At 68.9% G+C, this 22,247-nt stretch carries 21 protein-coding genes and 1 pseudogene; 13 read left to right on the top strand and 9 right to left on the bottom strand.

Features of this window, described 5'->3' with window-relative positions; all coding sequences use genetic code 11:
- Positions 1–35: 35 nt before the first annotated feature.
- The 6 genes from pyk (at position 36) to rfaE1 (ending at position 7,535) form a co-directional block, all read left to right on the top strand.
- Complete coding sequence (gene pyk / locus QZ588_RS07510; protein WP_295541386.1) at positions 36–1,478, top strand: pyruvate kinase; 1,443 nt, start codon at positions 36–38, stop codon at positions 1,476–1,478.
- 58 nt (positions 1,479–1,536) lie between these two features.
- Positions 1,537–2,601, top strand: a complete 1,065-nt coding sequence (gene fba, locus QZ588_RS07505; protein ID WP_295541385.1) for a class II fructose-bisphosphate aldolase — start codon at positions 1,537–1,539, stop codon at positions 2,599–2,601.
- 213 nt (positions 2,602–2,814) lie between these two features.
- Positions 2,815–4,818: a CocE/NonD family hydrolase gene (locus tag QZ588_RS07500; RefSeq protein WP_295541383.1), complete on the top strand. Its 2,004-nt coding sequence runs from the start codon at positions 2,815–2,817 to the stop codon at positions 4,816–4,818.
- 118 nt (positions 4,819–4,936) lie between these two features.
- Positions 4,937–5,353 (top strand): CBS domain-containing protein, encoded by a 417-nt coding sequence (locus QZ588_RS07495; RefSeq protein WP_295541381.1) that lies wholly within the window; start codon positions 4,937–4,939, stop codon positions 5,351–5,353.
- A gap of 104 nt (positions 5,354–5,457) precedes the next feature.
- Positions 5,458–6,060, top strand: coding sequence for an SIS domain-containing protein (locus tag QZ588_RS07490; RefSeq protein ID WP_295541380.1), 603 nt, complete (start codon positions 5,458–5,460; stop codon positions 6,058–6,060).
- On the top strand, positions 6,060–7,535 hold the full coding sequence (rfaE1, locus tag QZ588_RS07485; protein ID WP_295541379.1) for a D-glycero-beta-D-manno-heptose-7-phosphate kinase: 1,476 nt from the start codon (positions 6,060–6,062) through the stop codon (positions 7,533–7,535). Before QZ588_RS07490 ends, rfaE1 begins: the two co-directional genes overlap by 1 nt.
- Before the next feature lie 73 nt (positions 7,536–7,608).
- Here the strand turns inward: rfaE1 and QZ588_RS07480 are convergent, their stop codons facing one another.
- From QZ588_RS07480 to QZ588_RS07440, 9 genes are all read right to left on the bottom strand, one after another.
- Positions 7,609–7,905: a YkgJ family cysteine cluster protein gene (locus QZ588_RS07480; RefSeq protein WP_295541378.1), complete on the bottom strand. Its 297-nt coding sequence runs from the start codon at positions 7,903–7,905 to the stop codon at positions 7,609–7,611.
- 35 nt (positions 7,906–7,940) lie between these two features.
- Positions 7,941–9,326, bottom strand: coding sequence for a V-type ATP synthase subunit B (locus QZ588_RS07475; protein ID WP_295541376.1), 1,386 nt, complete (start codon positions 9,324–9,326; stop codon positions 7,941–7,943).
- A 75-nt stretch (positions 9,327–9,401) separates the two neighbouring features.
- Positions 9,402–11,195, bottom strand: a complete 1,794-nt coding sequence (locus QZ588_RS07470) for a V-type ATP synthase subunit A (protein ID WP_295541374.1) — start codon at positions 11,193–11,195, stop codon at positions 9,402–9,404.
- A gap of 149 nt (positions 11,196–11,344) precedes the next feature.
- The gene (locus tag QZ588_RS07465) at positions 11,345–11,989 is read right to left on the bottom strand and encodes a V-type ATP synthase subunit E (protein WP_295541372.1); all 645 of its coding nucleotides are present in this window, start codon (positions 11,987–11,989) and stop codon (positions 11,345–11,347) included.
- A 97-nt stretch (positions 11,990–12,086) separates the two neighbouring features.
- Positions 12,087–12,470, bottom strand: coding sequence for a V-type ATP synthase subunit F (locus QZ588_RS07460; protein ID WP_295541371.1), 384 nt, complete (start codon positions 12,468–12,470; stop codon positions 12,087–12,089).
- Positions 12,471–12,476: 6 nt separating this feature from the next.
- Positions 12,477–12,917: an ATP synthase subunit C gene (locus tag QZ588_RS07455; RefSeq protein WP_295541370.1), complete on the bottom strand. Its 441-nt coding sequence runs from the start codon at positions 12,915–12,917 to the stop codon at positions 12,477–12,479.
- Between the two features lie 82 nt (positions 12,918–12,999).
- Positions 13,000–14,904, bottom strand: coding sequence for a V-type ATPase 116kDa subunit family protein (locus QZ588_RS07450; RefSeq protein ID WP_366929540.1), 1,905 nt, complete (start codon positions 14,902–14,904; stop codon positions 13,000–13,002).
- A 52-nt stretch (positions 14,905–14,956) separates the two neighbouring features.
- Complete coding sequence (locus QZ588_RS07445) at positions 14,957–16,015, bottom strand: V-type ATPase subunit (protein WP_295541368.1); 1,059 nt, start codon at positions 16,013–16,015, stop codon at positions 14,957–14,959.
- Between the two features lie 197 nt (positions 16,016–16,212).
- On the bottom strand, positions 16,213–16,530 hold the full coding sequence (locus QZ588_RS07440) for an ATPase (RefSeq protein WP_295541366.1): 318 nt from the start codon (positions 16,528–16,530) through the stop codon (positions 16,213–16,215).
- A 287-nt stretch (positions 16,531–16,817) separates the two neighbouring features.
- On the opposite strand from QZ588_RS07440, the gene QZ588_RS07435 reads away from it, so the two are divergent.
- The 7 genes and pseudogenes from QZ588_RS07435 to QZ588_RS07405 form a co-directional block, all read left to right on the top strand.
- Positions 16,818–17,150 carry a hypothetical protein gene (locus QZ588_RS07435; RefSeq protein ID WP_295541364.1) on the top strand — a complete coding sequence of 111 codons (333 nt, stop codon included), beginning with the start codon at positions 16,818–16,820 and terminating at the stop codon, positions 17,148–17,150.
- Complete coding sequence (locus tag QZ588_RS07430) at positions 17,147–17,944, top strand: hypothetical protein (RefSeq protein ID WP_295541362.1); 798 nt, start codon at positions 17,147–17,149, stop codon at positions 17,942–17,944. Before QZ588_RS07435 ends, QZ588_RS07430 begins: the two co-directional genes overlap by 4 nt.
- Positions 17,944–19,773 carry a V-type ATPase 116kDa subunit family protein gene (locus tag QZ588_RS07425; RefSeq protein WP_295541360.1) on the top strand — a complete coding sequence of 610 codons (1,830 nt, stop codon included), beginning with the start codon at positions 17,944–17,946 and terminating at the stop codon, positions 19,771–19,773. The genes QZ588_RS07430 and QZ588_RS07425 overlap by 1 nt, the downstream gene beginning before the upstream one ends.
- Positions 19,770–20,126 carry an ATP synthase subunit C gene (locus QZ588_RS07420; protein ID WP_295541358.1) on the top strand — a complete coding sequence of 119 codons (357 nt, stop codon included), beginning with the start codon at positions 19,770–19,772 and terminating at the stop codon, positions 20,124–20,126. The genes QZ588_RS07425 and QZ588_RS07420 overlap by 4 nt, the downstream gene beginning before the upstream one ends.
- Positions 20,127–20,140: 14 nt before the next feature.
- Positions 20,141–20,464 carry a V-type ATP synthase subunit F gene (locus tag QZ588_RS07415; RefSeq protein ID WP_295541357.1) on the top strand — a complete coding sequence of 108 codons (324 nt, stop codon included), beginning with the start codon at positions 20,141–20,143 and terminating at the stop codon, positions 20,462–20,464.
- Entirely contained in the window at positions 20,461–21,141 is a 681-nt protein-coding gene (locus QZ588_RS07410) for a hypothetical protein (protein ID WP_295541355.1), read from the top strand. The genes QZ588_RS07415 and QZ588_RS07410 overlap by 4 nt, the downstream gene beginning before the upstream one ends.
- Positions 21,138–22,247: pseudogene (locus QZ588_RS07405) on the top strand (ATPase); the annotation flags it as partial. The gene QZ588_RS07410 and the pseudogene QZ588_RS07405, both read left to right, overlap by 4 nt.

The raw sequence follows: 22,247 nt of genomic DNA, 5'->3' as shown, positions 1-22,247 counted from the left end.
TTCTTCGCCCTTCGACACGCGTGACGTCCCCGAACATGCCCCGCAGAACCAAGATCGTCGCCACCCTCGGCCCCGCCACCGACCCGCCGGGTGTGTTGGAGGACATGGTCGCCGCCGGCCTCAACATGGCGCGGCTCAATATGTCCCATGACACCCATGAGCGCCAGCGCAAGCGGGTGGAGCGGGTGCGCGCCGTGGCGAAGGCCATGAAGCACCCCCTGGGTGTGCTCGTGGATCTGCAGGGTCCGAAAATCCGCATCGGCCGGTTCGAGGGCGACAGCATCGAGCTGGCCCCGGGCGATCCCTTCGCCATCGACCTCGATTGTCCGCTGGACTCGGGGAATCACGCGCGTGTCGGCTGCACCTACGCCGGACTCGCCGACGATCTGATGCCGGGCGATCAGCTGCTGCTGGACGATGGCGCCATCGAGCTGGAAGTCAGCGAAATCGCCGGGCGCAGCATCAGGTGCAGCGTGCTGCTCGGCGGCAAGCTCTCCAACAACAAGGGCATCAACAAGCGTGGTGGTGGCCTGTCTGCGCCGGCGCTGACGGACAAGGACAAGGCGGATATCGCCTTCGCCGCCGAGATGGAGGCGGACTATTTGGCGGTCTCCTTCGTCCGCAGTCCGGACGACGTCCACCTTGCGCGCCAGCTCTTCAACCGAGCGGGTGGCAAGGGCGGCATCGTCGCCAAGATCGAGCGTGCCGAGGCCCTGGAGCAGGCCACAGAGATCATCAAGGCGTCCGACGTCATCATGGTCGCCCGCGGCGATCTTGGGGTCGAGATCGGCGACGCCGAGCTGCCGGCGGTGCAGAAGCGCCTCATCAGCGAAGCGCGCGATCTCGACTGCGTGGTCATCACCGCCACGCAGATGATGCAGTCGATGATCGACAACCCCATCCCCACGCGAGCCGAAGTGTTCGACGTGGCCAACGCCGTCCTCGACGGCACCGATGCCGTGATGCTGTCGGCGGAAAGCTCCGTGGGCAAGTACCCCGCCAAGGTGGTCGCGGCCATGGACCGCATTTGTGCCGAGTCCGAAAACTACCGCCGCAAGTCCCGCCACCGGCTTGATACCCGCTTCCGCCGCGTGGATGAAGCCATCGCCATGTCCGCCATGTACGCCGCCAACCACCTCGGGGTGAAGGCCGTCGCGGCGTTGACGGAATCGGGCGCCACGGTCAAGTGGATGTCGCGGCTCAACACCGGCATCCCCATTTATGCCCTGACGCGCTTCGTCCATACCCGCAGAAAAGTAACGCTTTATCGCGGCGTCTACCCGATAAACTTCGACGTAGCCTCAACGAACATACACGAGGTCAATCGCGAGGTTATCGAAGAGCTGCTGCGACAGGGCACCGTCGTCGCTGGCGACCTGGTGATCATCACCAAGGGCGACCGCGGCGGCGTGGAGGGACAAACCAATATCATGAAGATCATGCGCGTCGGCGAGCACAAACGCCTCGCCGGCGACTGAGGCGAGCACCGCCCCACTTCCACCCGCAACACTCACTCAGCGACACAGGAGAGCCCCCATGGCCTTGATTTCACTCCGCCAGCTGTTGGACCACGCCGCCGAGCATCAGTACGGCGTCCCGGCCTTCAACGTCAACAATTTGGAGCAGATGCGCGCCATCATGGAGGCCGCCGACGAGACCGACTCCCCGGTCATCGTGCAGGCCTCCGCCGGTGCGCGCAAATACGCCGGCGCCCCCTTCCTACGCCACCTCATCCTCGCCGCCATCGAGGAGTGGCCGCACATCCCGGTGGTGATGCACCAGGATCACGGCTCCTCCCCGGCTGTCTGCCAGCGCTCCATCCAGCTCGGCTTCAGCTCGGTGATGATGGACGGCTCCCTCGGCGAAGACATGAAGACGCCGATGGACTACGACTACAACGCCCGCGTCACCCGCCAGGTGGTGGACATGGCCCACGCCTGCGGCGTCTCCGTCGAGGGCGAGCTCGGCTGCCTCGGCTCGCTGGAGTCGGGCATGGCCGGTGAAGAGGATGGCTCCGGCGCCGAAGGCAAGCTCTCCCACGACCAGCTACTGACCGACCCGGAAGAGGCGGCCAAGTTCGTCGCCGACACCCACGTCGATGCGCTGGCCATCGCCATCGGCACCAGCCACGGCGCCTACAAGTTCACCCGCCCGCCGACCGGCGACATCCTCGCCATCCAGCGGATCCGCGAGATCCACGCCCGTATCCCGGATACCCACCTGGTGATGCACGGTTCCTCCAGCGTGCCGCAGGAGTGGCTCAAGATCATCGATGAGTTCGGCGGCGCCATGGGCGAGACCTACGGTGTGCCCGTCGAGGAGATCGCCGAGGGCATCAAGAATGGTGTTCGCAAGGTCAACATCGACACCGACCTGCGTATGGCCTCCACCGGCGCCATCCGCAAGCACCTCGCCGAGAACCCGAAGAACTTCGACCCGCGCAAATACCTCGCGGCCTCCACCAAGGCCATGAAGGAGATCTGCAAGGCCCGCTACGAGGCCTTCGGTACCGCCGGCAACGCCAGCAAGATCAAGGTTCTGTCGCTGGAAGACATGACCGACCGCTACGCCAAGGGCGATCTGGACCCGAAGGTGAACTAAACGTGCCGCCGCCGCAGGGAGCGGCGCATCTTGCAAAGGGCGCCCCGGCGCCCTTTTTTATTCACCGGTTAGACCCCCAGCCGGCCGATGCCGGCTCGGGAGCGATTGCTACTCTTTAAGGGAAGAGCACTCTGTCGACGGAATCGGAGGTCAGCTGTGCAAGCTCATGGCCAAGCAACTGCCGCCGGGCAGATCCGGCCGGCGCAGCCACGGGTGATCGACAATGTCTGGATCACCTTATCCGACGGCTGCTCGCTGGCGGCCAAGCTCTGGCTGCCACCGGATGCCCAGGACCATCCGGTGCCGGCGGTGCTGGAGTACATCCCCTACCGCAAGCGCGACCACAAGGCGATCCGCGACGCCGAGATCCACGGCTTCTTCGCCCGCCACGGCTATGCCGGCGTGCGTGTGGATCTGCGCGGCAGTGGTGACTCGGAAGGCCTGCTGCGCGACGAATATCTCCAGCGTGAGCTGGACGACGGCCTGGAGGTGCTGCGCTGGATCGCGGCCCAGCCCTGGTGCAGCGGTAAGGTCGGGCTGTTCGGGCTGTCCTGGGGCGGCTTCAATGCCCTCCAGATCGCGGCGTTGCGCCCGCCGGCGCTGGGTGCGGTCATTTCAGTCTGCTCCTCAGACGACCGCTACGCCGACGATGTGCACTACATGGGCGGTTGTCTGCTCACGGACAATCTGTCCTGGGCCTCCACCATGTTCGGCTTCAATGCCTGTCCGCCGGACCCGGCGGTGGTGGGAGAGCGCTGGCGGGAGATGTGGCTGGAACGTCTCGAGGGCAGCGGTCTGTGGATCAAGCACTGGCTACAACACCAGCGCCGGACAGCATTCTGGACGCATGCGTCTGTCTGTGAGGATTATGACGCCATCCAGGTTCCGGTCATGGCGGTCAGTGGCTGGGCGGACGGCTATTCCAATACCGTGTTTCGGCTGTTGCAGCACCTGTCGGTGCCACGACGGGGTCTCGTTGGACCCTGGGGACACAAGTATCCGCACATGGGCGGTCCAGGACCGGCCATCGACTTCCTCGGCGAATGCGTACGCTGGTGGGATCATTGGCTCAAGGGGATCGAGCGCGGCGTCGGGGATGACCCGATGTTGCGTGCCTGGATGCTAGATCGCCGCGACCCCCTCTCGCCCGAGACCACCGGCCGCTGGGTGGCCGAGACCGTCTGGCCCAGCCCCGACATCGAGCGCCGTGGCTATCGGCTCATCCCGGGCGCTTTGGTGCCGGACGACGGCGGCAGTACCGGCGGCGGCGACGAGCTCAGCATCAAAAGCCCCCTCAGCGTCGGCCTCTTTGCCGGCAAATGGTGTTCCTACGCCGAGACCACGGATCTACCTTCGGATCAGCGCCTGGAAGACGGTGGTGCCCTGGTGTTCGATACGGCGCCGTTGACCGAGGATGTCTCCATTCTTGGTGCGCCTGAGCTGGAGCTCGAGCTCGCAGCGGATCAGCCCGTGGCCATGGTCGCAGCGCGATTGTCCGACATCGGCCTGGATGATCGCGCCACGCGCGTCACCTTCGGCGTCCTGAATCTCACCCATCGGGACGGTCACACACAGCCGCAGCCATTGGAGCCCGGGCGCCGTTACCGGGTCCGGGTACCGCTCAACGACGTCGGTCAGCGCTTCTTTGCTGGCCATCGCATTCGGCTGGCGATTTCCAGCTCTTATTTCCCGTTGGCATGGCCTTCCCCGCAGCCGGTGCAGCTCACCCTGTATGCGGCGGGATGCCGGCTGCAGCTGCCGGTACGCACGCCAAAGCCCGAGGACGCCACCCTGCGCGACCTCGGTGATCCGCGTACCGCACCAGCGCCGCCCCACACCGTGCTGGTGCCGGCGGAGCGGCATTGGACGGTCCGACACAACCTGGCCAACAACGAGGTGGCGCTGGATGTGGTCAATAACGATGCGCGTGTGCGTCTCGATGACATTGACCTCACCTTCAGCCGTAACGTAAAAGAGTGCTGGAGCTATCGGAATGAGCGCTACGAGACTGTTCGCGGCGAGGTGGTGCACGAGCGCAGCTTCGCGCGCCCGGGGGGCGATGGCGCCCCCGATTGGTCTGCGCGCACCGTCACCCGCACCATCCTCACGTCCACCGTGACGGCATTCCTGATTCGAGCGACGTTGGACGCCTATGCAGGCGACATACGCGTGTTCGCAAAGAGCTGGGACGAGGCGATCCCGCGGGATCTGATGTAATGCGACCGAAGCCCTCGTCCGCAGCCGTCGGCGCACCCGGCCAGATCCGACTCGCATCCGTCGTTGATCAGCGGCGGGGCGAAGACGGCGACATAGGGGTTGTTTTCAGGAGATGTCTGTGCTCGAAACCAAGACCGCCAAAGAGGCCATGTCGCGGCACCCGATCACCCTGCACCCGGAGATGGAGGTGTTGGAGGCGATGCGCATCCTGGTGCAGGAGCGCATCTCCGGCGCCCCGGTGGTGGACCAGGTCGGCAATCTCGTCGGCATCCTCACCGAACGCGACTGCATGCGCGTCGCTCTGGACGCTGGCTACTTCAGCGAAGGCGGCGGCCGCGTCGATCAGTTCATGAGCGCCGATCCAGTGACCGTCGAGGCGCATACCCCCATCACGGAGATCGCCGAGCGCTTCGCCTCGAGCCACTTCCGGCGCCTCCCGGTCATGGAGCAGGGTAGGCTGGTCGGCGTCGTCAGCCGCCGGGACGTCCTGAAGCTGCTGGAGGCCGCCTGGCAGCCGGACCGGCAGCGGATCTGACGCCCGACCGGCGCCGCTCTCGCCGCCATTGCCAGTGCCTCCGGGCGCTCGGCATACTGTCGTTTTGAGTCGAGCGCCGCCGCCGGCGCCGCGCCGGAGCCCGCATGCGAGACCTCATCGACGCCACCATCGCCGCCCACGTGGCGGTGCTCAAGGATACCGCCGCGCTGGCGCCGGCAATCCTGCAGTTCGCCGAGCGCGCCGCCGACAGTCTGCAGCGCGGCGGGCGGGTCTTCTGGATGGGTAACGGCGGCAGTGCCGCGGACTGCCAGCACCTGGCCGCCGAGCTGGTGGGGCGGTTCGAGCGTGAGCGCCCCGGGCTCGCGTCCATGGCGCTCACCACCGACAGCTCCGTCCTCACGTCCGTGGCCAATGACTATGGCTTCGAGTCGGTGTTTGCCCGCCAGGTGGAGGCGCTCTGCCGCGACGGCGATGTGCTGGTGGGCCTGTCCACCTCCGGCAATAGCGCCAACGTGCTGCGGGCGATGGAGCGGGCGGCGGGCCGCGGTATCTACCGGGTCGGAGTCACGGGTGCCGGCGGCGGGCGTCTCGCCGATACCTGTGAGCTCTGTTTGGCGGTGCCGTCTCGGGTAACCGCGCGGATCCAGGAAGCGCACATCGTCATCGGGCATATCCTCTGCGACCTGGTGGAGCGGCGGGTGACGAGCCCGCCGCCCGAGGCTGAAATGGAGCAGGGCCGCGCCTGATGTTCCGGGAGCCGCAGCGGGTCATGGAGGCGGTGCGCGGGCGCTTCGGCGGCGCGCGCGTGCTGGTGGTGGGTGACCTGATGCTGGACCGGTATCTCGCCGGTGACGTCGCCCGCATCTCGCCGGAGGCGCCGGTGCCGGTGCTGAGGCTGGGCAGCGAGCGGGCGGTGGCCGGCGGCGCCGCCAACGTCGCCAGCAACCTGCTGGGGCTGGGCCTGGACGTCGCGTTGGCCGGTGTGCGCGGCGACGATGCCGATGGTGCGGCGCTGCTCGGCTTGCTGGATGCCGCAGGTATGGACCGCGGAGCGGTGCTCACCGACGGCGACCGGCCCACCACCAGCAAGACCCGCATTCTGGGCAACCGCCAGCAGATGCTGCGCATCGACGCCGAAGCCACGGCGCCGCTGTCGGGGGCCGTGGCCGATAAGCTGGCCGCCGCGGTGCTGGCGCGCCTGGACGACGCCGATGTGCTGCTGCTCTCGGACTACGCCAAGGGCGTGCTCACCGGTGCCCTATGCCAGCGCCTCATTGCGGCGGCCGCCGCACGCGGTGTGCCGGTGCTGGTGGATCCCAAGGGGCGTGATTTCTCGCGCTACCGCGGCGCGACCCTGCTGACGCCGAATCGCGCCGAGCTGGCGCTCGCCACGGGGGCGGACGCCGCCGATTTGGACGCACTGTTGGCATGGGCCGAGCGGCTGCGCGGGGAGCTCGGCCTCGTCGAGGTGGTGGTCACCCTGGGCGAGCTCGGCATGGTGCTGGTGGACGCCACTGGCAAGACCCGAGTGCCGGCCGTGGCGCGGGAAGTCTTCGACGTCTCCGGCGCCGGCGATACGGTCATCGCCACCATCGCCGCCGGGCGTGCCGCCGGGCTGGAAGCGGTTGATACGGCGCATCTGGCGAACCTCGCCGCCGGCGTCGTCGTCGGCCACCACGGCACGGCGGCCATCAGCAGCGATGCGCTGGCGGCGGCCATCAGCGGCGAGGCGGCCCTGGAGCAGGCGGCGAAGATCCGGGACCTGCCGGCGATGCGCGCCCAGGTGGCGGCGTGGCGAGCCGCCGGCGAGCGCGTGGTGTTCACCAACGGCTGCTTCGACCTGCTGCACGTGGGTCATGTCACCTATCTGGAGCAGGCACGCCGCCATGGGCAGCGGCTGGTGGTGGGACTCAACACGGACCGTTCGGTACGAGCGTTGAAGGGGACGGGGCGTCCCGTGATCTCAGAGCAGGACCGCGCGCGGGTGCTGGCGGCCCTGGCCGCCGTGGACGGCGTGGTGCTGTTCGACGCGGACACGCCCATGGCGCTGATTCAGGCACTGCGCCCGGAGGTGCTCGTCAAGGGCGCCGATTATCGTGAAGACGAGGTCGTCGGCGCCGCCGAGGTAAAAGCCTGGGGCGGACAGGTGGTGCTGGTGCCGCTGGTGGCGGAGCGCAGCACCTCGGCCATCGTCGGGCGCATGTACCCGGGCGGTCGATGACGTCTCGCTTCGAGACGGTTGACATCGAGATGCCTCCCGGCGGTTGGGCTGTATGGCTTCTATCGTCGCCTGATTATGGCAGCCCGGGCCCTACCTCGTCGGCAAGCGCCCGCCGAGCCGCCAGGCACTCGTCCCCGCCCACTGCCATCTCGCGGCAGGGCAGGGGACGGTACGGGTAGATGCCGCAGTTCATCGCGTTGCGGTCCAGTGCCGCGCACCAGCCGTCGTCGAGCCGGCGCATGCGCCGATGACCGGCGGCATCGTGCTCGGTTAGATGCGCGAACAGATGCGCAGGGATGTCGTCGGCGCCAACGCAGGGGACTTCGAGCCGGCAGCAGGCGGCGGCGCAGGTGTCGCAGGTGATGGGCATGGTGGCGACGGCGGGAGGCAGCCTTGCGGTGCCTGCTATTGGGACTCGGCGGTCCGGTAATATTTCGCCAACTCCGTTTCCGACAGGCGCGTCAGCATCTCCCGGGGGAACGCGCTCATGAGCTCCCAGGCCAGGTTGAGCGTGGCATCGATGCTGCGGTCTTCCGCCTCGTCCTGGCCGACGAAGCGCTTGTCGAAGTCATCGGCGAATGTGAGATAGCGGCGGTCACGCTCGGAGAGCTCGTCCGCGCCGATGATGCTGGCGAGGTTGCGGGTCTCGAGCGCCCGGGCATACAGGGCATAGAGCTGCGCGGCGACGTGCGGGTGATCTTCGCGGGTGTCGTCCCTGCCGATGCCGTCCTTCATCAGCCGCGAGAGGCTCGGGGAGATGTGCACCGGGGGATAGATGCCCTGATTCTGAAGCTCCCGGGAGAGCACGATCTGGCCTTCGGTGATGTAGCCGGTGAGGTCCGGAATGGGATGGGTGATGTCGTCCGAGGGCATGGACACCACCGGCATCATGGTGATGCTGCCGTGGCGCTCGTGGATGCGCCCGCAGCGCTCGTAGATCTCGGCGAGGTCGGAATACAGATAGCCCGGATAGCCCTTGCGCGCGGGGACGTCGCCCTTGGCCGTGGCCACCTCGCGCAGGGCCTCGGCGTAGTAGGTCATGTCCGTCATCACCACCAGCACGTGCCGGTCCAGGTCGTAGGCCAGGTACTCGGCGGCGGTGAGTGCGGTGCGCGGCAGGGTGAGCCGCTCCACCGGCGGGTCGTCGGCGAGGTTCACGAACATCACCACATTGCGCAGCACACCGGAGTTGGCGAACTCATCCCGAAAGAACTTGGCGTCCGCGTAGCTCACGCCCATGGCCGCGAAGACGATGGAGAAGCTGGTGTCCTCGTCCTTCAGCTTCGCCTGGCGCACGATCTGCGCTGCGAGCCGGTTGTGCGGCAGGCCCGAGCCCGAGAAGATCGGCAGCTTCTGTCCGCGCACCAGGCTGTTCAGCCCATCGATGGTGGAAATACCGGTCTGAATGAACTCCCGCGGGTAGGTCCGGGCGGCGGGATTGATGGCGGCGCCGCCCACGGGCCGGCGGACGTTGGAGAGCACCGGTGGGCGGCCGTCCCGCGGCTCGCCGAGGCCGTTGAGCTCGCGGCCCAGAATCTCCGGCGACAGGGCGATCTCCACGGGCTCGTCGAGGAAGCGGACCCAGATGTCCTCCAGGTCGAGATCCTCGATGCCCTCGAACACCAGGATCAGCACCTCTTCGTCCGCGGCGCGGATGACCTGGCCGTCGCGGGTGCCGCCCCGGGCGTCGGTGATGCGCACCCGGTCACCGAAGGCGACGCCGGGCGTGTGCTGCACGGCGATGAGTCCGCCGTGGGCGCGGCTGGCGGTGCGGTATTCTTTGATGCTCATGTGAGGCTCGAGTGTCGGGTAGCGAGGGAGTGTCGAGGCGGGGGCAAGGCGATCGGTCTGGCCCCTGGAAGCACGTCACTCGGCATGTTCCTTGGCATATTCGAGACGAATCCCTTCGAACGCCTGCTCCACTGCCCGTGCGAAGGCGTGGATTTCCGTCACCTGGTCGCTGTTGTACATGGACTTGCAGCGCCGCGCCTTGGCGAGCTGCGGCATTTCGGCGAGCTCGGAGACGGGCACGCCCAGCTCGATCAGTGCCATGCCCTTGTCGTAAATGCTCAAGCACAGGTCCAACAGCGCAAATTGCTTCTCCGGCGAGCAGAAGGTGTCCACAGCGTCCAGGGCGCTTTGCTGCAGCACCCCTTCCTTCACCAGCGCCGCGCCCTCCAGCTGCCAGCGCTGGGCATCGGACAGGGCCTCGGGCCCCACCAGGTTGACGATGCGCGAGAGCTCGGCGTCGCGCGCCAGCAGGGCGAGGGCCTCGGTGCGGCGCTGCTCCCAGCGGCGATCCACCACTTCGTGCCACCATTCGGCGGCGGTGTGCACATGCCCTGAGAAGCTGGTGACCCAGTCGATGCTCGGATAGTGGCGGGCATCGGCGAGCTCTTTCGACAGCGCCCAGAAGGTCTCGATGATGTCCTTGGTGTGGCTGGTGACCGGCTCGGAGAAGTCGCCGCCGGGGGGCGACACGGCGCCGATCAGGGTCACCGAGCCGGAGCCGGCAGCGTGGGTCTTGACGCGCCCGGCGCGCTCGTAGATGGCGGCCAGGCGCGAGGCCAGATAGGCCGGGTAGCCTTCCTCCACCGGCATCTGGCCGAGCCGGCCGGACACCTCGCGCAGCGCCTCCGCCCAGCGGCTGGTGGAGTCCGCGAGCATGACGACGTCGTAGCCCATGTCGCGGTAGTACTCGGCCATGGTGAGACCGACGTAGATGGATGCCTCACGGGCCACCACGGGCATATTCGATGTGTTGGCCACCAGCAGCGTACGCTCCATGAGCTTGCGCCCGGAGTAGGGGTCCTCGAGCTTGGGGAAGCTCTCCAGCACATCCACCAACTCATTGCCGCGCTCGCCGCAGCCCACGTAGATCACGATGTCGGCGTTGGACCAGCGCGCGATCTGTTGCTGCACCACGGTCTTGCCGGCGCCGAAGGGACCGGGGACGGCGCCCTTGCCGCCCTTGAGCTGTGGAAAAAAGGTATCGATGACGCGCTGACCCGTAATGAGGGGCGACACGCCGTCGTCGCGCTGCAGGTAGGGCCGCGGGCGACGCACCGGCCAGCGGTGATAGAGGCTGAGGCGATGGCTCGTGCCTTTGGCATCACGCACATGGGCAATGGTGGACTCGATGTCGTAAGCACCCGCCGGCGCGACTTCTTCGAGCTCGCCCGCGACGCCGGGCGGCACCAGCACCTTGTGCGAGACGACCTCCGTCTCCGGCACCGTGCCCAGCACCATGCCCGGACCGATCTGCTGCCCCGGCTCCAGCTCGGGATTCGGCTCGAATGCCCACTGCCGCGCGCGGTCCAGCGCTGGCACATCCAGTCCGCGGGCGATGTAGTCGCCCGATTGCAGAGCGATTTTCGACAACGGCCGCTGCACGCCGTCGAAAATCCCGCCCATGAGGCCGGGGCCGAGCTCCACCGACAGTGGCCAGCCCAGGCCCATGGCCGGCTCGCCGGGGCGCACGCCGTCGGTGCCCTCGTAGGTCTGCACCACGGCCTGGCGGCCGGACAGGGAGATCACCTCGCCGACGAGGCCGATCTCGCCGATGCGCACCTGCTCGCCGCTGCGCACACCGGGCAGATCGATGGTGACGATGGGGCCGTTGATATCGCGGACGGTGCCGGTGCGGTGTTGGTCGGTCATTGAAGCTCGGTGGTTGGTGGCTGCGGTCGATGGGGCTGTTGAGGGGGGCTGGTCACAAGGTTGGTCAGGGGGTGGCTGGTCAGGAGGGGCAGGTGGCTGGCAAGGGCTGGAGCCGGCTTGGGCCTGGCGGGTACAGACTGCACTGACCCCTAACCCCCGAACAACGCCCCCGTCTCCAACCCGCCCGGCAGCAGCCGCTCGAGGATCGCCTGTTGGATGCGCAGGCGCAGCCGTGCCAGGCGGCCTTCCAGGGTGTTATCGACGCGAATCCGTCCGTCGCTGCTGCTCACCAGCACGCCCGCCTCGGTCTCGATGGGCGCCTCCGCCAGTGTCACCCGGACCTGTTCGGGGAGCGCCGTCTGGATGCGCGCCCAGTGCGCGTTCAGCAGCTTGAGATCGCGCGCATTGGCGGCGATACGCAGGTCATCGTGCTCGATGGTGTCGGCGGCGGTGGCGATGAAGCCGCGCAGGGTTTTGAGGTAAGCCTCGGTATCCTGGGCATGCTCGCGCATGCGCGCGGTGAGGCGATGCTCCACGTCCCGCACCAGATTCCAGCGCACCCGATCCAGGTGGCTTTGTAGCTTCAGCTCTTGCGCCTGCACTTGTTGACGGTAGGTGCGCTCGCCGAGGGACTTGGCGATGGCCTCTTCGCGCTGCTCGCGCAGGCGCAGCTTGTCCGCCGCGTCGCGCAGGATTTGGTCGCGGGCGCGGTAGGCGCGCTCCCGGTACTCATTGGCCAGACGCTCGGCGCGGGCGAGGATCGCCTCTTCCAGCTCGTGTGCTTGGGTGACCATGGAATTAGGGGCTAGGGCTAGTGATAATTAACAAACAACAATTAACAGGTAACGAACAACAAAAACCTCAGAAAGCCTCACCCGCAACGCACAACGACTAACCACGCGTGCTCGATCCGAACATCGCCCGGAGCCGGTCGGCGACCTCACTCTCCAGTTGCACCGGGCCCGCCAACGGCGGTATGGCGATGACGACGATGCGGCCGCCCTCGCGGCGCACACGCGCGAGATTGGCGGCCCCGGAGCGCATGACGTCCTCATCGACGATGACGAAGGCCTTGTCGCGGGACTGGCGCAGCTGACGGAACACCTGGTCCACGTCCTGGGGGCTCGGATTCGCATGGGTTTCGAAGCCGATGAGCCGAAAGCCGTCGGCGAGGCTGTCGGCCCCAAGGAACAGCATACGGGTTGCTTGCTGCTCGGCGGCCGCCTGCGCGTTCGCCCGCGTTTTGTCCGCGGTTGAGTCCGGTGCGTCGACCATGGCGACTCAGATGCGGTTCAGCAGCAGAATGGAGATGACCAGGCCATAGATGGCGATACCCTCGGCAAGGCCCAGGTAAATGAGCGTGCGTCCCAGGGTCTCCGGCTTCTCGGTGATGGCTGCCAGTGATGCCGCGCCGATGGGCCCCACGGCGATACCGGCGCCGATGGTGGACAGCGCCGTCGGGATGCCGGCGCCGAGGATGGCGATGCCCATGCCGATGCTGACCTCGCCGGCGCCGGCAGTCGCCTCTTCGGCGAACGCCTCGTCGATGCCGAGCAGCAGCAGGCCCACCTGGGCGGCGACGAAAACGAGCAACTGCCCGCCCACGGCCGGCTTGCTCCAGCGCGGCAGCTGCAGGCTCGCGGCGGGGCGCGTTTCCAGATAGACGCCGGTGACAATGAGACCGACGATGGCGAAGGACATGAGCGCGGCGAGCCAAAACATTGCTGTCGTTCCTCGAATGCTGAATGTGCGTTGCCGGAAATCTTGCGTCGCGGTTTGTGGTGGGGGCGGTCTGGTACGGGTGTCAGCCCGCTCCGGCGGCGCCGCGGCGCAGCTTGAGCGGGGCAAACTCGTGGCCCGTGCCGGAAAAATAGCGCGAGAAGCCCTCGTAGTATTGCAGCCGCATCACCTGGATTATGACGATGCCGCCTTCGAGCACCAGCACGAAGAGATTACCGAAGACGACGGCCAGTATGTGCCCTGTGGTACCCATCATGTTAGCGAGTGTCAGCACCGCCAGCGACAGTGCCGCATGGTTCAGGCTGAAGGCGGCGATGCGCAGGAACGACAACGTGTTCGAGACATAGCCGATGACGGTTTCCAGCGTCTCGATAAAGACGACCAGGACCTTCTCTCCCGCCGGTGCCTCCAGGTGACGCCAGGCGTAGACCGCCAGGGCGCCGAGGCTCGTGAGCATCAACACCAGCGGCAGGGTACCGAAGCTGCCGGTGCCCGTCAGGCGCAGACTGCCCCAAATCAGCGACAGATAGAACACCAGATTCACCACGCCATGGTGGCCGAACACGGCGCTGGCGGGATCCTTGACGGCGAAGCGGTTGTAGATGGCCAGCAGGCAGGCCACCACGATGAAGACGACGCCATAGCCGAGCGCGATCTTCAGCATCAGGATCGGGTGGTGGATGGGGCTGGTCCAAAGCGCGGGCAGCAGTTCCTCATAACCGAAAATGCTGCCATAGAGGAAGCCGAACAGCATTGACGACAGGCCGGCCATGACGCCGAACAGCCAGAAGCGTCCGAGCTTGTCGCGGAAATACCAGCCCGCCGCGGCGATGACGGCGCCCTGTCCGACGTCGCCGAACATGGAGCCGAACATCAACAAAAAAGTGAAGGCAAAGATGGGTGTGGGGTCCACCTCGCCGTACTGGGGGATGCCGTACTGCTTCACGAGCATCGCGAAGGGGGTGAGCCAGCGGTTAGTGACCGGTACCGTGGGCACCAACGGTCGTTCGTCCGGGCGCGGATCGCGGAAGCTGAGGTCGAAGGGCATCGACAGGCTCTGTTCCAACCGCTCCGCCAGGCTCGGCAGCGCGCGCAGCGGCACCCAGCCCGCGAGCATGGCGAGCGAGCCTGAACTGTGGATGGATGGGTCCAGGGTGACGAAAGGCTCTGCCAGGAGCAGGGTGCGACGGGCATCCAGCAGCGTCTCCCGGTGCGCACGCTCCCACTGCTTGAACTCGGTGCGCAGGGTGTCGCGCTGGCCGGCGAGCTCAGCGCGACGGGCTTGTAGCTCTTCGCGCTTGGCCACCGGATCCCTGTCGGCGATATCGCTCGGGATGGGCAGGGACTGGAAGCCGGCGGACGTCAGCACCGAGCCGAGTGGGGCCTCGCCCTCGCCGCGGGGGCCAACGATGACGACGTGGGCGCTGTCGCCGCGCGCCAGGTAATTGAACAGCATGTAACCGGCGAGCTGCACCGCACCCTCGAGCCGGCCCACGTTCTCCCGCGGCACCATGCCGACGTGGAAGTCGAGGAAGCGTGTCTGACGGTACAGCTTGCCGAGATCGATCTTGAGGTTGGCGAAATTCTCCAGCGCCACTTCCTGATCGCGGATGAAGCGCTCCTCCTCGTCCAAGCGCCGGAACGCCTCCTCGAACCGCGCGGCCTCCTCCCAGCGCTCGCGCAGCAGGCTGCCCACGGCGGCGAGCTCGTCCGGGTGTACCACGTGCACCTGCCGCATGGGCGGCGTCGGTGCCACCCCCACCAACTTGGCGATCTTGTCCAGCCGCGTCGCCGCCTGGCGGTAGCGCTCGCGATAGTCCCGTCCGGGTGCACCCGCGAGCGCCTGGATCTCCGGCGGGCGCTCGTCCGGGTGGAAGCTTTCGGTCTCGGCCAGGGTCAGCGACGCCTGCGGCAGATCGTCGGTCATCACCAGCAGGCGGACATGCTTCATCGGCAGTGGGCGCAGCAAGGTTCAATCCTCCGCCGGCGTTGGGGTGGGGCGATGGTCGCGGTTGTTTGGGTTACGCGGCCACGGCGATGCCGCTTGGGCAATGCGGCTCCGCCAGCTCGACGGCGATGTCGATGACCTCCTGCGGCAGCCCCAACAGCCGGCCCTGAATCAGCGCATAGAGCCGGTGCAGGTCGTGCTCTCGCAGGATCAGATAGGCCAGCGCGCGGGCGACACCGGAGCGCCCGCGCTTGAGGGTGCGGCGGCATTCGTCGATGAGCATGACACCGACCCGGCGCTGCACCTCGATGATACTGGGGCTGCCCGCCAGCGCCGAGCTCAGGGGCGCGGGCATGGCGGCGAGCACTTCGTCGAAGCCGTCGATGTTGGCGAGACTCAGCAGTCGGTCACGGTGCAGCAGCCGCTTCGACGGCACCAGCTGATAGAAGGCCTCGCTGGGTGAGAAGCCGAAGGCGAAGCGAAAGCGCAGCAGCCACAGCACATTGATACGATCCAGCACGCTGCCGATGAGGTACTGGATCGCCGGTGCCTCGGCGCCGCGCAGCTGATTGCCCTGGCGCGCCAGCTCGGCGTAGTAGCGCTGGTCGACGGCCGCCTCCAGCACGAAGGCGTCGCGATGCTGCTCGTAGGATTCGCGCGCCTGGCGCGCGATGACGCGCAATGGTCCGCGTTCCAGCACCCGCAGCAGCTCGGCCACATTCTCGGCCCGATACAGCTCCTGGTGGGGCAGGCGCACCCGGGCGGGGAGCTCGTAGAGGTTCTCGCGGATGTGCGCCTGATCGAGCGCGTGGAGCTTACCGCGGATCAAGGTCTTGAGGTTGAACAGCGCGTACTTGCGCGCCCAGGCGAGCAACAGCCCGCGCTCGGCCGCCGCCATCGGCCGCGTCAGCACCACGAGATCGGCGAGCAGGCGCTGCAGCAGCGTCTGCTCGACGGCACGGGCCTTAACCCGCGGCGACAGCTGCTCGTCGAGTATTGGCTCCAGTTGGAGGCGCTCCGCCAGTGCCTGGAGGTCGAGCTGCGCGAGCGCCGCCAGCGCGGGCGCATCCAGCAACCGCACGGACATGGCGGTCACCCGGGTCTGCAGATAGGCCTGGTCGCTGTTGCTCATGACCGCATGGGCGCCGCTGGCCAGAGGGCTGGAGGGGTGGCTGGACGGGTGGGTAAGCCTGCGCCTGCGGCTGGGACATCGGCCAGGTGGCGGCCCACCCCTGAGATGAGCGAGGCGCCCGGATGAGGCCGTCTTGCGGGCACGAAGGGCGCGGCCGGGGGCGGCGGCCCCGGGTGTGCAGGCGTGCGGGCGTGCATTCAGCGGCTGGGATCGACGAGCAGCTCGAAGGCGGTCTCCAAGGCGACCAGCTCGCGCTCTTCCGCCAGGTTGCGCAGCTGGACGTGGCGCTCGTCGTAGCGGCGCTTGAGCTCGGCGATGGTCTGCGTCGCGCGCTCTTCGGCCTTGTGGATCAAGCTGCGGTGCAGATCCGGTATCCGCGCGGTGAAGCGCTGATCCTCGGCCCGGGCGTCGGCCATGGCCGCCTGAATGATGCGCTCACGCTCCTGCTCGGCTTCCTGCGCGATCGTCTCGGCACGCACCTCGGCGTCGAGCAGGCGTTTCAGGGTTTCGTCCATAGCTGACTCCGGGGACGGCGACGATGGCGATCGGCCATCAGGGCAGAGAGTAGCGAAAGGCCGGTCCCTCTGGCCAGTACTCTGCATGCGAATCTTGCCTTGGATCAGTAGTCATTAATGCACTTACAGAGAGGCTCGCGGCTCCGACGCCGCGGCGCCCGCCAATCCCATGAGCATGTACTAATATTCCAACAGGGACGTGACGATTCGATGCAGGCGTGGCCGACAGCGGCACAGGAACCGCCGAAGCGGCGGCGCAAGCACAGGCAGATGGGAACATTGCAGCCATGAACGACCCTCGTGCCGACAATCGCGGCGTGGATGCGGCCTTCAATCGTGTGCTGGGCGCCGAGGCAGAGGCTCGGCAGGCGGTGGTCGTCTGCCGTGACGAGGCCAATGCCCGCGTCACCGCCGCCGAGGGCGCGGCCCGCGGCATCGCCGAGCGCGCCGAGCGGCGCATCCGGTCTGCGCACCGGATCGCCGACCGCGGCATCCAACGCGGCTTGGCCGAGCTCGCCGCCGATGGCGCCGCCGACGAGGCGGCCGCAGCACCCGATCCGGCCGCCGTCGATGCGCTGGCGGCGGCGCTGGCCGCCGAGCTCACGGGAGGATCGCCATGAGCGCCCTGAGCCGCGACTTCGCCCACGCCCAGGCGCGGTTGCAGGCGCGCTACGGGCGCCTGCCCACCGAGCATGACTGGCGGCGCATCAGCGGCATCCGGGGGCTCGGCGCATGGCTGGAGGAGGCCCGCAACGGCCCGCATCACGATTGGGTGAAGGGTTTCTCGGCCGCCAGTACCGCCGCCGACATCGAGGCCGGCGTACGCGCGCTGCTGCTCTCCGAGATCGATACCGTCGCCGGCTTCGTGCCCGAGGCCTGGCGCGACGCGGTGCGCTGGACCCACTGGCTGGCGCTGGCCGGTGTTCTCGAGCAACTGCGCGCGGGTGGCGCAGTGCCGGCGTGGGCGGGCCGGGTCGCGCCGCTGGCGGCCCTGCTCGACGCCGACGCCACGCCGATCCCGGCCCGGGTGGCGAGCGCCGGGCTGACGCCGCTGCTGGATCCGCATGCCGGCCCGCTGCTGGCGCGCTGGACCGACGGCTGGCGTCAGCGATGGCCCCAGCGATGGCCCCGGCCCCGGGCAGCGGTGCGCGCCAATCTGGACGGTCTCTCCGGGCTGCTCGCCGCGCACCTGGCCGCGTTTCGCTGCTGCCCCCCGCAGCGCGCCTGGACCCGCCGCCAGGAATTGCGCGAGCGTCTGCGCTTGCGTTTCCACGGCCTCGGCCTGTCGCCGGCGGCGCCCTTCGCCTACCTGGCGCTGTTGGCGCTGGACCTGGAGCGCCTGCGCCGGGCGCTGCTGGATCGGGCCCTGTTCCCCGAGGTGCCGGCGGCCGGCACCCGCAAAGAGGCGGCCTGATGCTCCGACCCCTCGCCACCCGCTGGTTCGAGGTGCTCTGCCCGCGCAGGGAGGCGGTGCGCACCCTGGCAGAGCTGGCGCGCACCGGCGCCGTGGAGCTGGAGTTGCGCGCGCCCGACACCGCCGAGCGGCCGCTGGCCGACATCGCCGCCGGCATCGCGGCCTACCAGCGTCTGGCACAGCGCTATGAGCGCTACTGGGCGCGCGGGCGCCTGCGCCGCGGTCCGCTGCTGGCGGCGCCGGTGCAGGTCATGGAGCGTGCCCTGGCGCGCATCGCCGCCTGGCAGCGCGAAGCGGACCCGCTCATCGACCAGCTGCAGGCCTGTGAGGAGGAGCAGACCGGGCTTTCGTGGCTGGAGCGGATTCTCGGCAAGGTGCAGGGCAGCGCCCTCGACTTCGCGCTGGTGACGGCTTCCGGCCCGACGCTCGGCACCTTCTGCGCCATTCTTCCCGCCGGCACCGCGCTGGCGCTGCCGCCGCCCATGCTGGCGCGCAGCGTGCCTTGGACCGACGAGGATTGCTGGATGATCCTGGGTCCGGCGGATCGGCTGGATGCGGCCAAGGCGCAGGTCAAGGCGCAGCACGGACGCCTGGTGCTGCGCCCGGCGTGGCTCAAGGGCGACGCCGTCACGGCACTCGCGCGGATTCGCGCCCGGCGGCAGTTCCTCTCCCGGCGGGTGGTGCATCTCACCGCGGAGCTCGACACCCTGTTCGACGAGTATGCCCTGGGCGATAGCCTGGGGGAGGCGGTGTGGTTGGAGTGGTTCAGCCGCCGGGTGGGTGCGCTGGAGCGCGCCGGCGAGCACCTGGCCTGGATCACGGGCTGGACCGATGACCTGGACGGCGAGCGCCTGACGGCGGCCCTGGAGCGCGCCGATACCCGCGCGCTGCTGCGCTTTGCGCCGCCGCCGACGGGCAGCCGCCCGCCGCAGGTGCTGCACAACCCGGCCTGGCTGCAGCCCTTCGAGCTGTTCGCCCGGGCGCTGGGCGTGCCCGGCGGCGACGAGGCGGACCCGACGCCGCTGTTGGCGGTGGTCGTGCCGCTGCTCTTCGGCTACATGTTCGGCGACGTCGGCCAGGGGCTGGTGCTGGTGGGGGTCGGGCTCTGGCTCCTGCCCCGATTGCCCCTCGCGCGGCTCATGGTGCTGTGCGGTGCCTCCGCAACCCTGTTTGGGTTCCTCTTCGGCAGCCTGTTCGGTGTCGAGCACGTGATTCCGGCGTTGTGGCTGCATCCGCTGGCGCACCCGCTGACGGTGCTGGCGGTGCCGCTGGTGTTTGCCGTGGTGCTGCTCTCGCTCGGCCAGCTGCTGGCCGGCTTCGGGGCGTTGGCGGCGGGGCGCGCCCGCCATTGGCTCACCGTGGACGCCGGCATGCTGGTGCTGTATCTGGGCCTGGTGGGCATGCTCGCGCTGCCCGATCGCGGTTTCGGGTGGCTCGCGCTCGCGGGCCTCGGCTGGTACGTCGCCGGGGCCTACTGGGATGCGCACAAACTGCTCGGGGCGCTCGCGGCGCTGGGTCATCTCGCCGAAAGCGCACTGCAGCTGCTCACCAATACCCTCTCCTTCGCCCGTGTGGGCGCCTTCGCACTGGCGCACGCGGCGCTGTCGGCGGCCATCGTCACCATGGCGGCCGCCGCCCCCGGCTGGGCGGCGGTGCTGATCATCATGCTGGGCAATCTGGTGATCATTCTGCTGGAGGGGCTGGTGGTGTCGATCCAGACCACGCGGCTCGTGCTGTTCGAGTTCTTCAATCGTTTCCTCAAGGGTACCGGGCGGGTCTTCAGCCCGTTGCCGGCGCCCCCAGCCCTCGTCACAGGAGGTCCGTCATGAGTCAATCCGTCCTCGTCGCCGGCTCGCTGGTCGTCTCCGCCGTGCTCGTGGCGGTACTGGCGAGCCTGCTGCTGTGGCAGCCCCAGGCCTTCGCGCAGGGCGAGGTGGTGGCGATCACCGAGCGCCTCGTCGACCCGAGCGTGCAACGCTGGGGCTTCATCGCCGCGGCGCTCGCGACCACCATCGGCGCCTTGGGCGCCGCCTATGCGGTGGCCACCGTGGGCGCGGCGTCGGTGGGCGCGCTCGCCGAGAAGCCTGATCTCTTCGGCCGGGTCATCATCCTGGTGGGTCTCGCCGAGGGCATCGCGATCTACGGCCTCATCGTGTCGGTGCTGATCCTGAACAAGCTCTGAACGGGCGGCTGGCCATGGTCACAGACGCACCCGCCGCAATCCGCTGCGTGTTCGTCGGCGATGCCGTCAGCGCCGCCGGCTGGCGGCTCGCCGGCGCGGACTGCCGCACACCGGCGGCGGCGGACGTCGCCGCCTCGGTGCGCGCGCTGCGCCGAGATGCCGGCGTCGGGCTCATCATCCTCACCGCCGAGGCCGCCGCTGAGCTGCCGTGCGCGCTGCGGACCGAGGCGCTGACCGCGCAACGCCCGCTCTGTGTGGTGGTGGCGGACGCCCGCGGACGCTGCGAGCCCGGCGATCTCACGGCGGCGTTGAAACGACAGTTGGGACTGGCGGAATGAACACCGAAGAACGCGAGCGCGCACTGCTCGAGCTGGTGGCGGACGAGCGTGACAAGACCTGCCGGCAGATGCACACAGCGGCCGAGACGCGTGCCCGCGCCCTCATGGACGACGCCTACCGGCGCGAGCGCGCGGCCCTGCATGAGCGCGTCCTCGCCGAGCGCGCCCGTGCCGAGGGGATCCTGCGCGCCGCTGCGGCGGAGCGCGCCACCACCGAGCGCCGGCGTGGCGAGCACGCCGACGAGGCGCTCATCACCGCAGCCTGGCCCAGGCTGCGGGCGCAGCTCACCGAGCGTTGGGCGCAGGCCGAGCAGCGCCGGCGTTGGGTGGACACCACGCTGGCGCAGGCCCTGGAGCGCCTGCCCAAACGGGGCTGGAGCATCCGTCATGCCGGCGGCTGGCCCCGGGCCGAGCGCGAGATCGCGCTGGGGTGGCTGGCGCAGTCCGGCATCGATCCGCCGGCGCTGCGCGCGGACGGCGATCTGGCGGCCGGGCTGGTCGTGGCCGCCAGCGGCGCGGTGCTGGATATGAGCCTGGAAGGGCTGCTGCGCGATCGTGCCCGCATCGAGGCACGGCTGTTGGCGCTTGCCAAGGGCCGGGCAACACCCCGCGCAGCGGCCGCTGCCGGGGCCGCGGGCACGGCCGCCCGCGCCGACACGCCGGAGGTGCCGATATGAGCGCCCGCGCCACCACCACCTGGATCAGCGGCCCGGTTCTGCGCGCGGCCTCCACGGGGGCCTTTTTGCTGCGCGAGGCCGTGGTGGTCGGTGAGGATCGGCTGCTGGGCGAGGTGATTCGTGTCGCGCGCGACGAGATCACCGTGCAGGTCTACGAGGACACCTCCGGCTTGCGCCCCGGCGATGCCGTGGCGGGCAGTGGGCAGCTCCTGTCCATTCGCCTGGGCCCCGGCATTCTCGGGCGTATCTTCGACGGCCTGCTGCGGCCCATCGGCGCCGACGGCAGCGACGGCAGCGACGGCGGTGAGGCCGCCGATGCCGCCGTGACGACCGCCTGGGTCCGGCCCGGCATGCGCGAGGCCGCCGCCGGGCGCTTCCGCTTCACGCCTGCCGTGGCCGTGGGCGAGCACATCCGGCCAGGCGCCGTGCTCGGCGATGTGGGCCCGGCGGATGCGGCCGCGGACGCCCGGGGGCTGCGCCAGCGCTGCCTGGTGCCGCCGGATGCGGCGGCGGGGGAGATCGTCGAGCTCGCCGACGCCGGCTGCGTGGCTGAGGATGCCGCCGTCTGCACGGTGCGCACCGACGACGGCGGCGAGTACGACGTGGCCTTATCCCATCGCTGGCCGGTGCGCTTGCCGCGGCCCGTGACCAGGCGCCTGCCCGCGGATGAGCCCATGCTCACCGGTCAGCGCATCCTCGACTGCCTGTTTCCCATCGCCCGCGGCGGCACCGCGTCCATCCCCGGCGGCTTCGGCACCGGCAAGACGGTGCTGCTGGAGACCATCGCCAAGTGGTGCGACGCCGACGTCATCGTCTACGTGGGCTGCGGTGAGCGGGGGAATGAGCTCGCCGGCCTGCTGGCGGAGTTCCTGGCGCTGGAAGATCCACGCACCGGCCGCCCGCTGCTGGAGCGCACCGTCGTCATCGCCAACACCTCCAACATGCCCGTCGCCGCCCGCGAGGCCAGCATCTATACGGGCATCACGGTGGCGGAGTACTTCCGCGACCAGGGCCTCGACGTGGCGCTGATGGCCGACTCCACCAGCCGCTGGGCGGAGGCCCTGCGCGAGGTCTCGGGCCGCCTCGGCGAACTGCCGGGGGAGGGC

It is taken from the genome of uncultured Thiohalocapsa sp. (assembly GCF_913062725.1).
Lineage (GTDB): Bacteria > Pseudomonadota > Gammaproteobacteria > Chromatiales > Chromatiaceae > Thiohalocapsa.
Note: the sequence above shows the minus strand (reverse complement) of the source record. Positions and strands in the feature narration are given on the sequence as shown.

What these genes read in the sequence shown, in the direction of transcription:
- pyk (WP_295541386.1), top strand. Translation starts at nt 36, where the DNA reads ATGCCCCGCAGAACCAAGATCGTCGCCACCCTCGGCCCCGCCACCGAC.
- fba (WP_295541385.1), top strand. Translation starts at nt 1,537, where the DNA reads ATGGCCTTGATTTCACTCCGCCAGCTGTTGGACCACGCCGCCGAGCAT.
- QZ588_RS07490 (WP_295541380.1), top strand. Translation starts at nt 5,458, where the DNA reads ATGCGAGACCTCATCGACGCCACCATCGCCGCCCACGTGGCGGTGCTC.
- rfaE1 (WP_295541379.1), top strand. Translation starts at nt 6,060, where the DNA reads ATGTTCCGGGAGCCGCAGCGGGTCATGGAGGCGGTGCGCGGGCGCTTC.
- QZ588_RS07480 (WP_295541378.1), bottom strand. Translation starts at nt 7,905, where the DNA reads ATGCCCATCACCTGCGACACCTGCGCCGCCGCCTGCTGCCGGCTCGAA.
- QZ588_RS07475 (WP_295541376.1), bottom strand. Translation starts at nt 9,326, where the DNA reads ATGAGCATCAAAGAATACCGCACCGCCAGCCGCGCCCACGGCGGACTC.
- QZ588_RS07470 (WP_295541374.1), bottom strand. Translation starts at nt 11,195, where the DNA reads ATGACCGACCAACACCGCACCGGCACCGTCCGCGATATCAACGGCCCC.
- QZ588_RS07465 (WP_295541372.1), bottom strand. Translation starts at nt 11,989, where the DNA reads ATGGTCACCCAAGCACACGAGCTGGAAGAGGCGATCCTCGCCCGCGCC.
- QZ588_RS07460 (WP_295541371.1), bottom strand. Translation starts at nt 12,470, where the DNA reads ATGGTCGACGCACCGGACTCAACCGCGGACAAAACGCGGGCGAACGCG.
- QZ588_RS07455 (WP_295541370.1), bottom strand. Translation starts at nt 12,917, where the DNA reads ATGTTTTGGCTCGCCGCGCTCATGTCCTTCGCCATCGTCGGTCTCATT.
- QZ588_RS07445 (WP_295541368.1), bottom strand. Translation starts at nt 16,015, where the DNA reads ATGAGCAACAGCGACCAGGCCTATCTGCAGACCCGGGTGACCGCCATG.
- QZ588_RS07440 (WP_295541366.1), bottom strand. Translation starts at nt 16,530, where the DNA reads ATGGACGAAACCCTGAAACGCCTGCTCGACGCCGAGGTGCGTGCCGAG.
- QZ588_RS07435 (WP_295541364.1), top strand. Translation starts at nt 16,818, where the DNA reads ATGAACGACCCTCGTGCCGACAATCGCGGCGTGGATGCGGCCTTCAAT.
- QZ588_RS07430 (WP_295541362.1), top strand. Translation starts at nt 17,147, where the DNA reads ATGAGCGCCCTGAGCCGCGACTTCGCCCACGCCCAGGCGCGGTTGCAG.
- QZ588_RS07425 (WP_295541360.1), top strand. Translation starts at nt 17,944, where the DNA reads ATGCTCCGACCCCTCGCCACCCGCTGGTTCGAGGTGCTCTGCCCGCGC.
- QZ588_RS07420 (WP_295541358.1), top strand. Translation starts at nt 19,770, where the DNA reads ATGAGTCAATCCGTCCTCGTCGCCGGCTCGCTGGTCGTCTCCGCCGTG.
- QZ588_RS07415 (WP_295541357.1), top strand. Translation starts at nt 20,141, where the DNA reads ATGGTCACAGACGCACCCGCCGCAATCCGCTGCGTGTTCGTCGGCGAT.
- QZ588_RS07410 (WP_295541355.1), top strand. Translation starts at nt 20,461, where the DNA reads ATGAACACCGAAGAACGCGAGCGCGCACTGCTCGAGCTGGTGGCGGAC.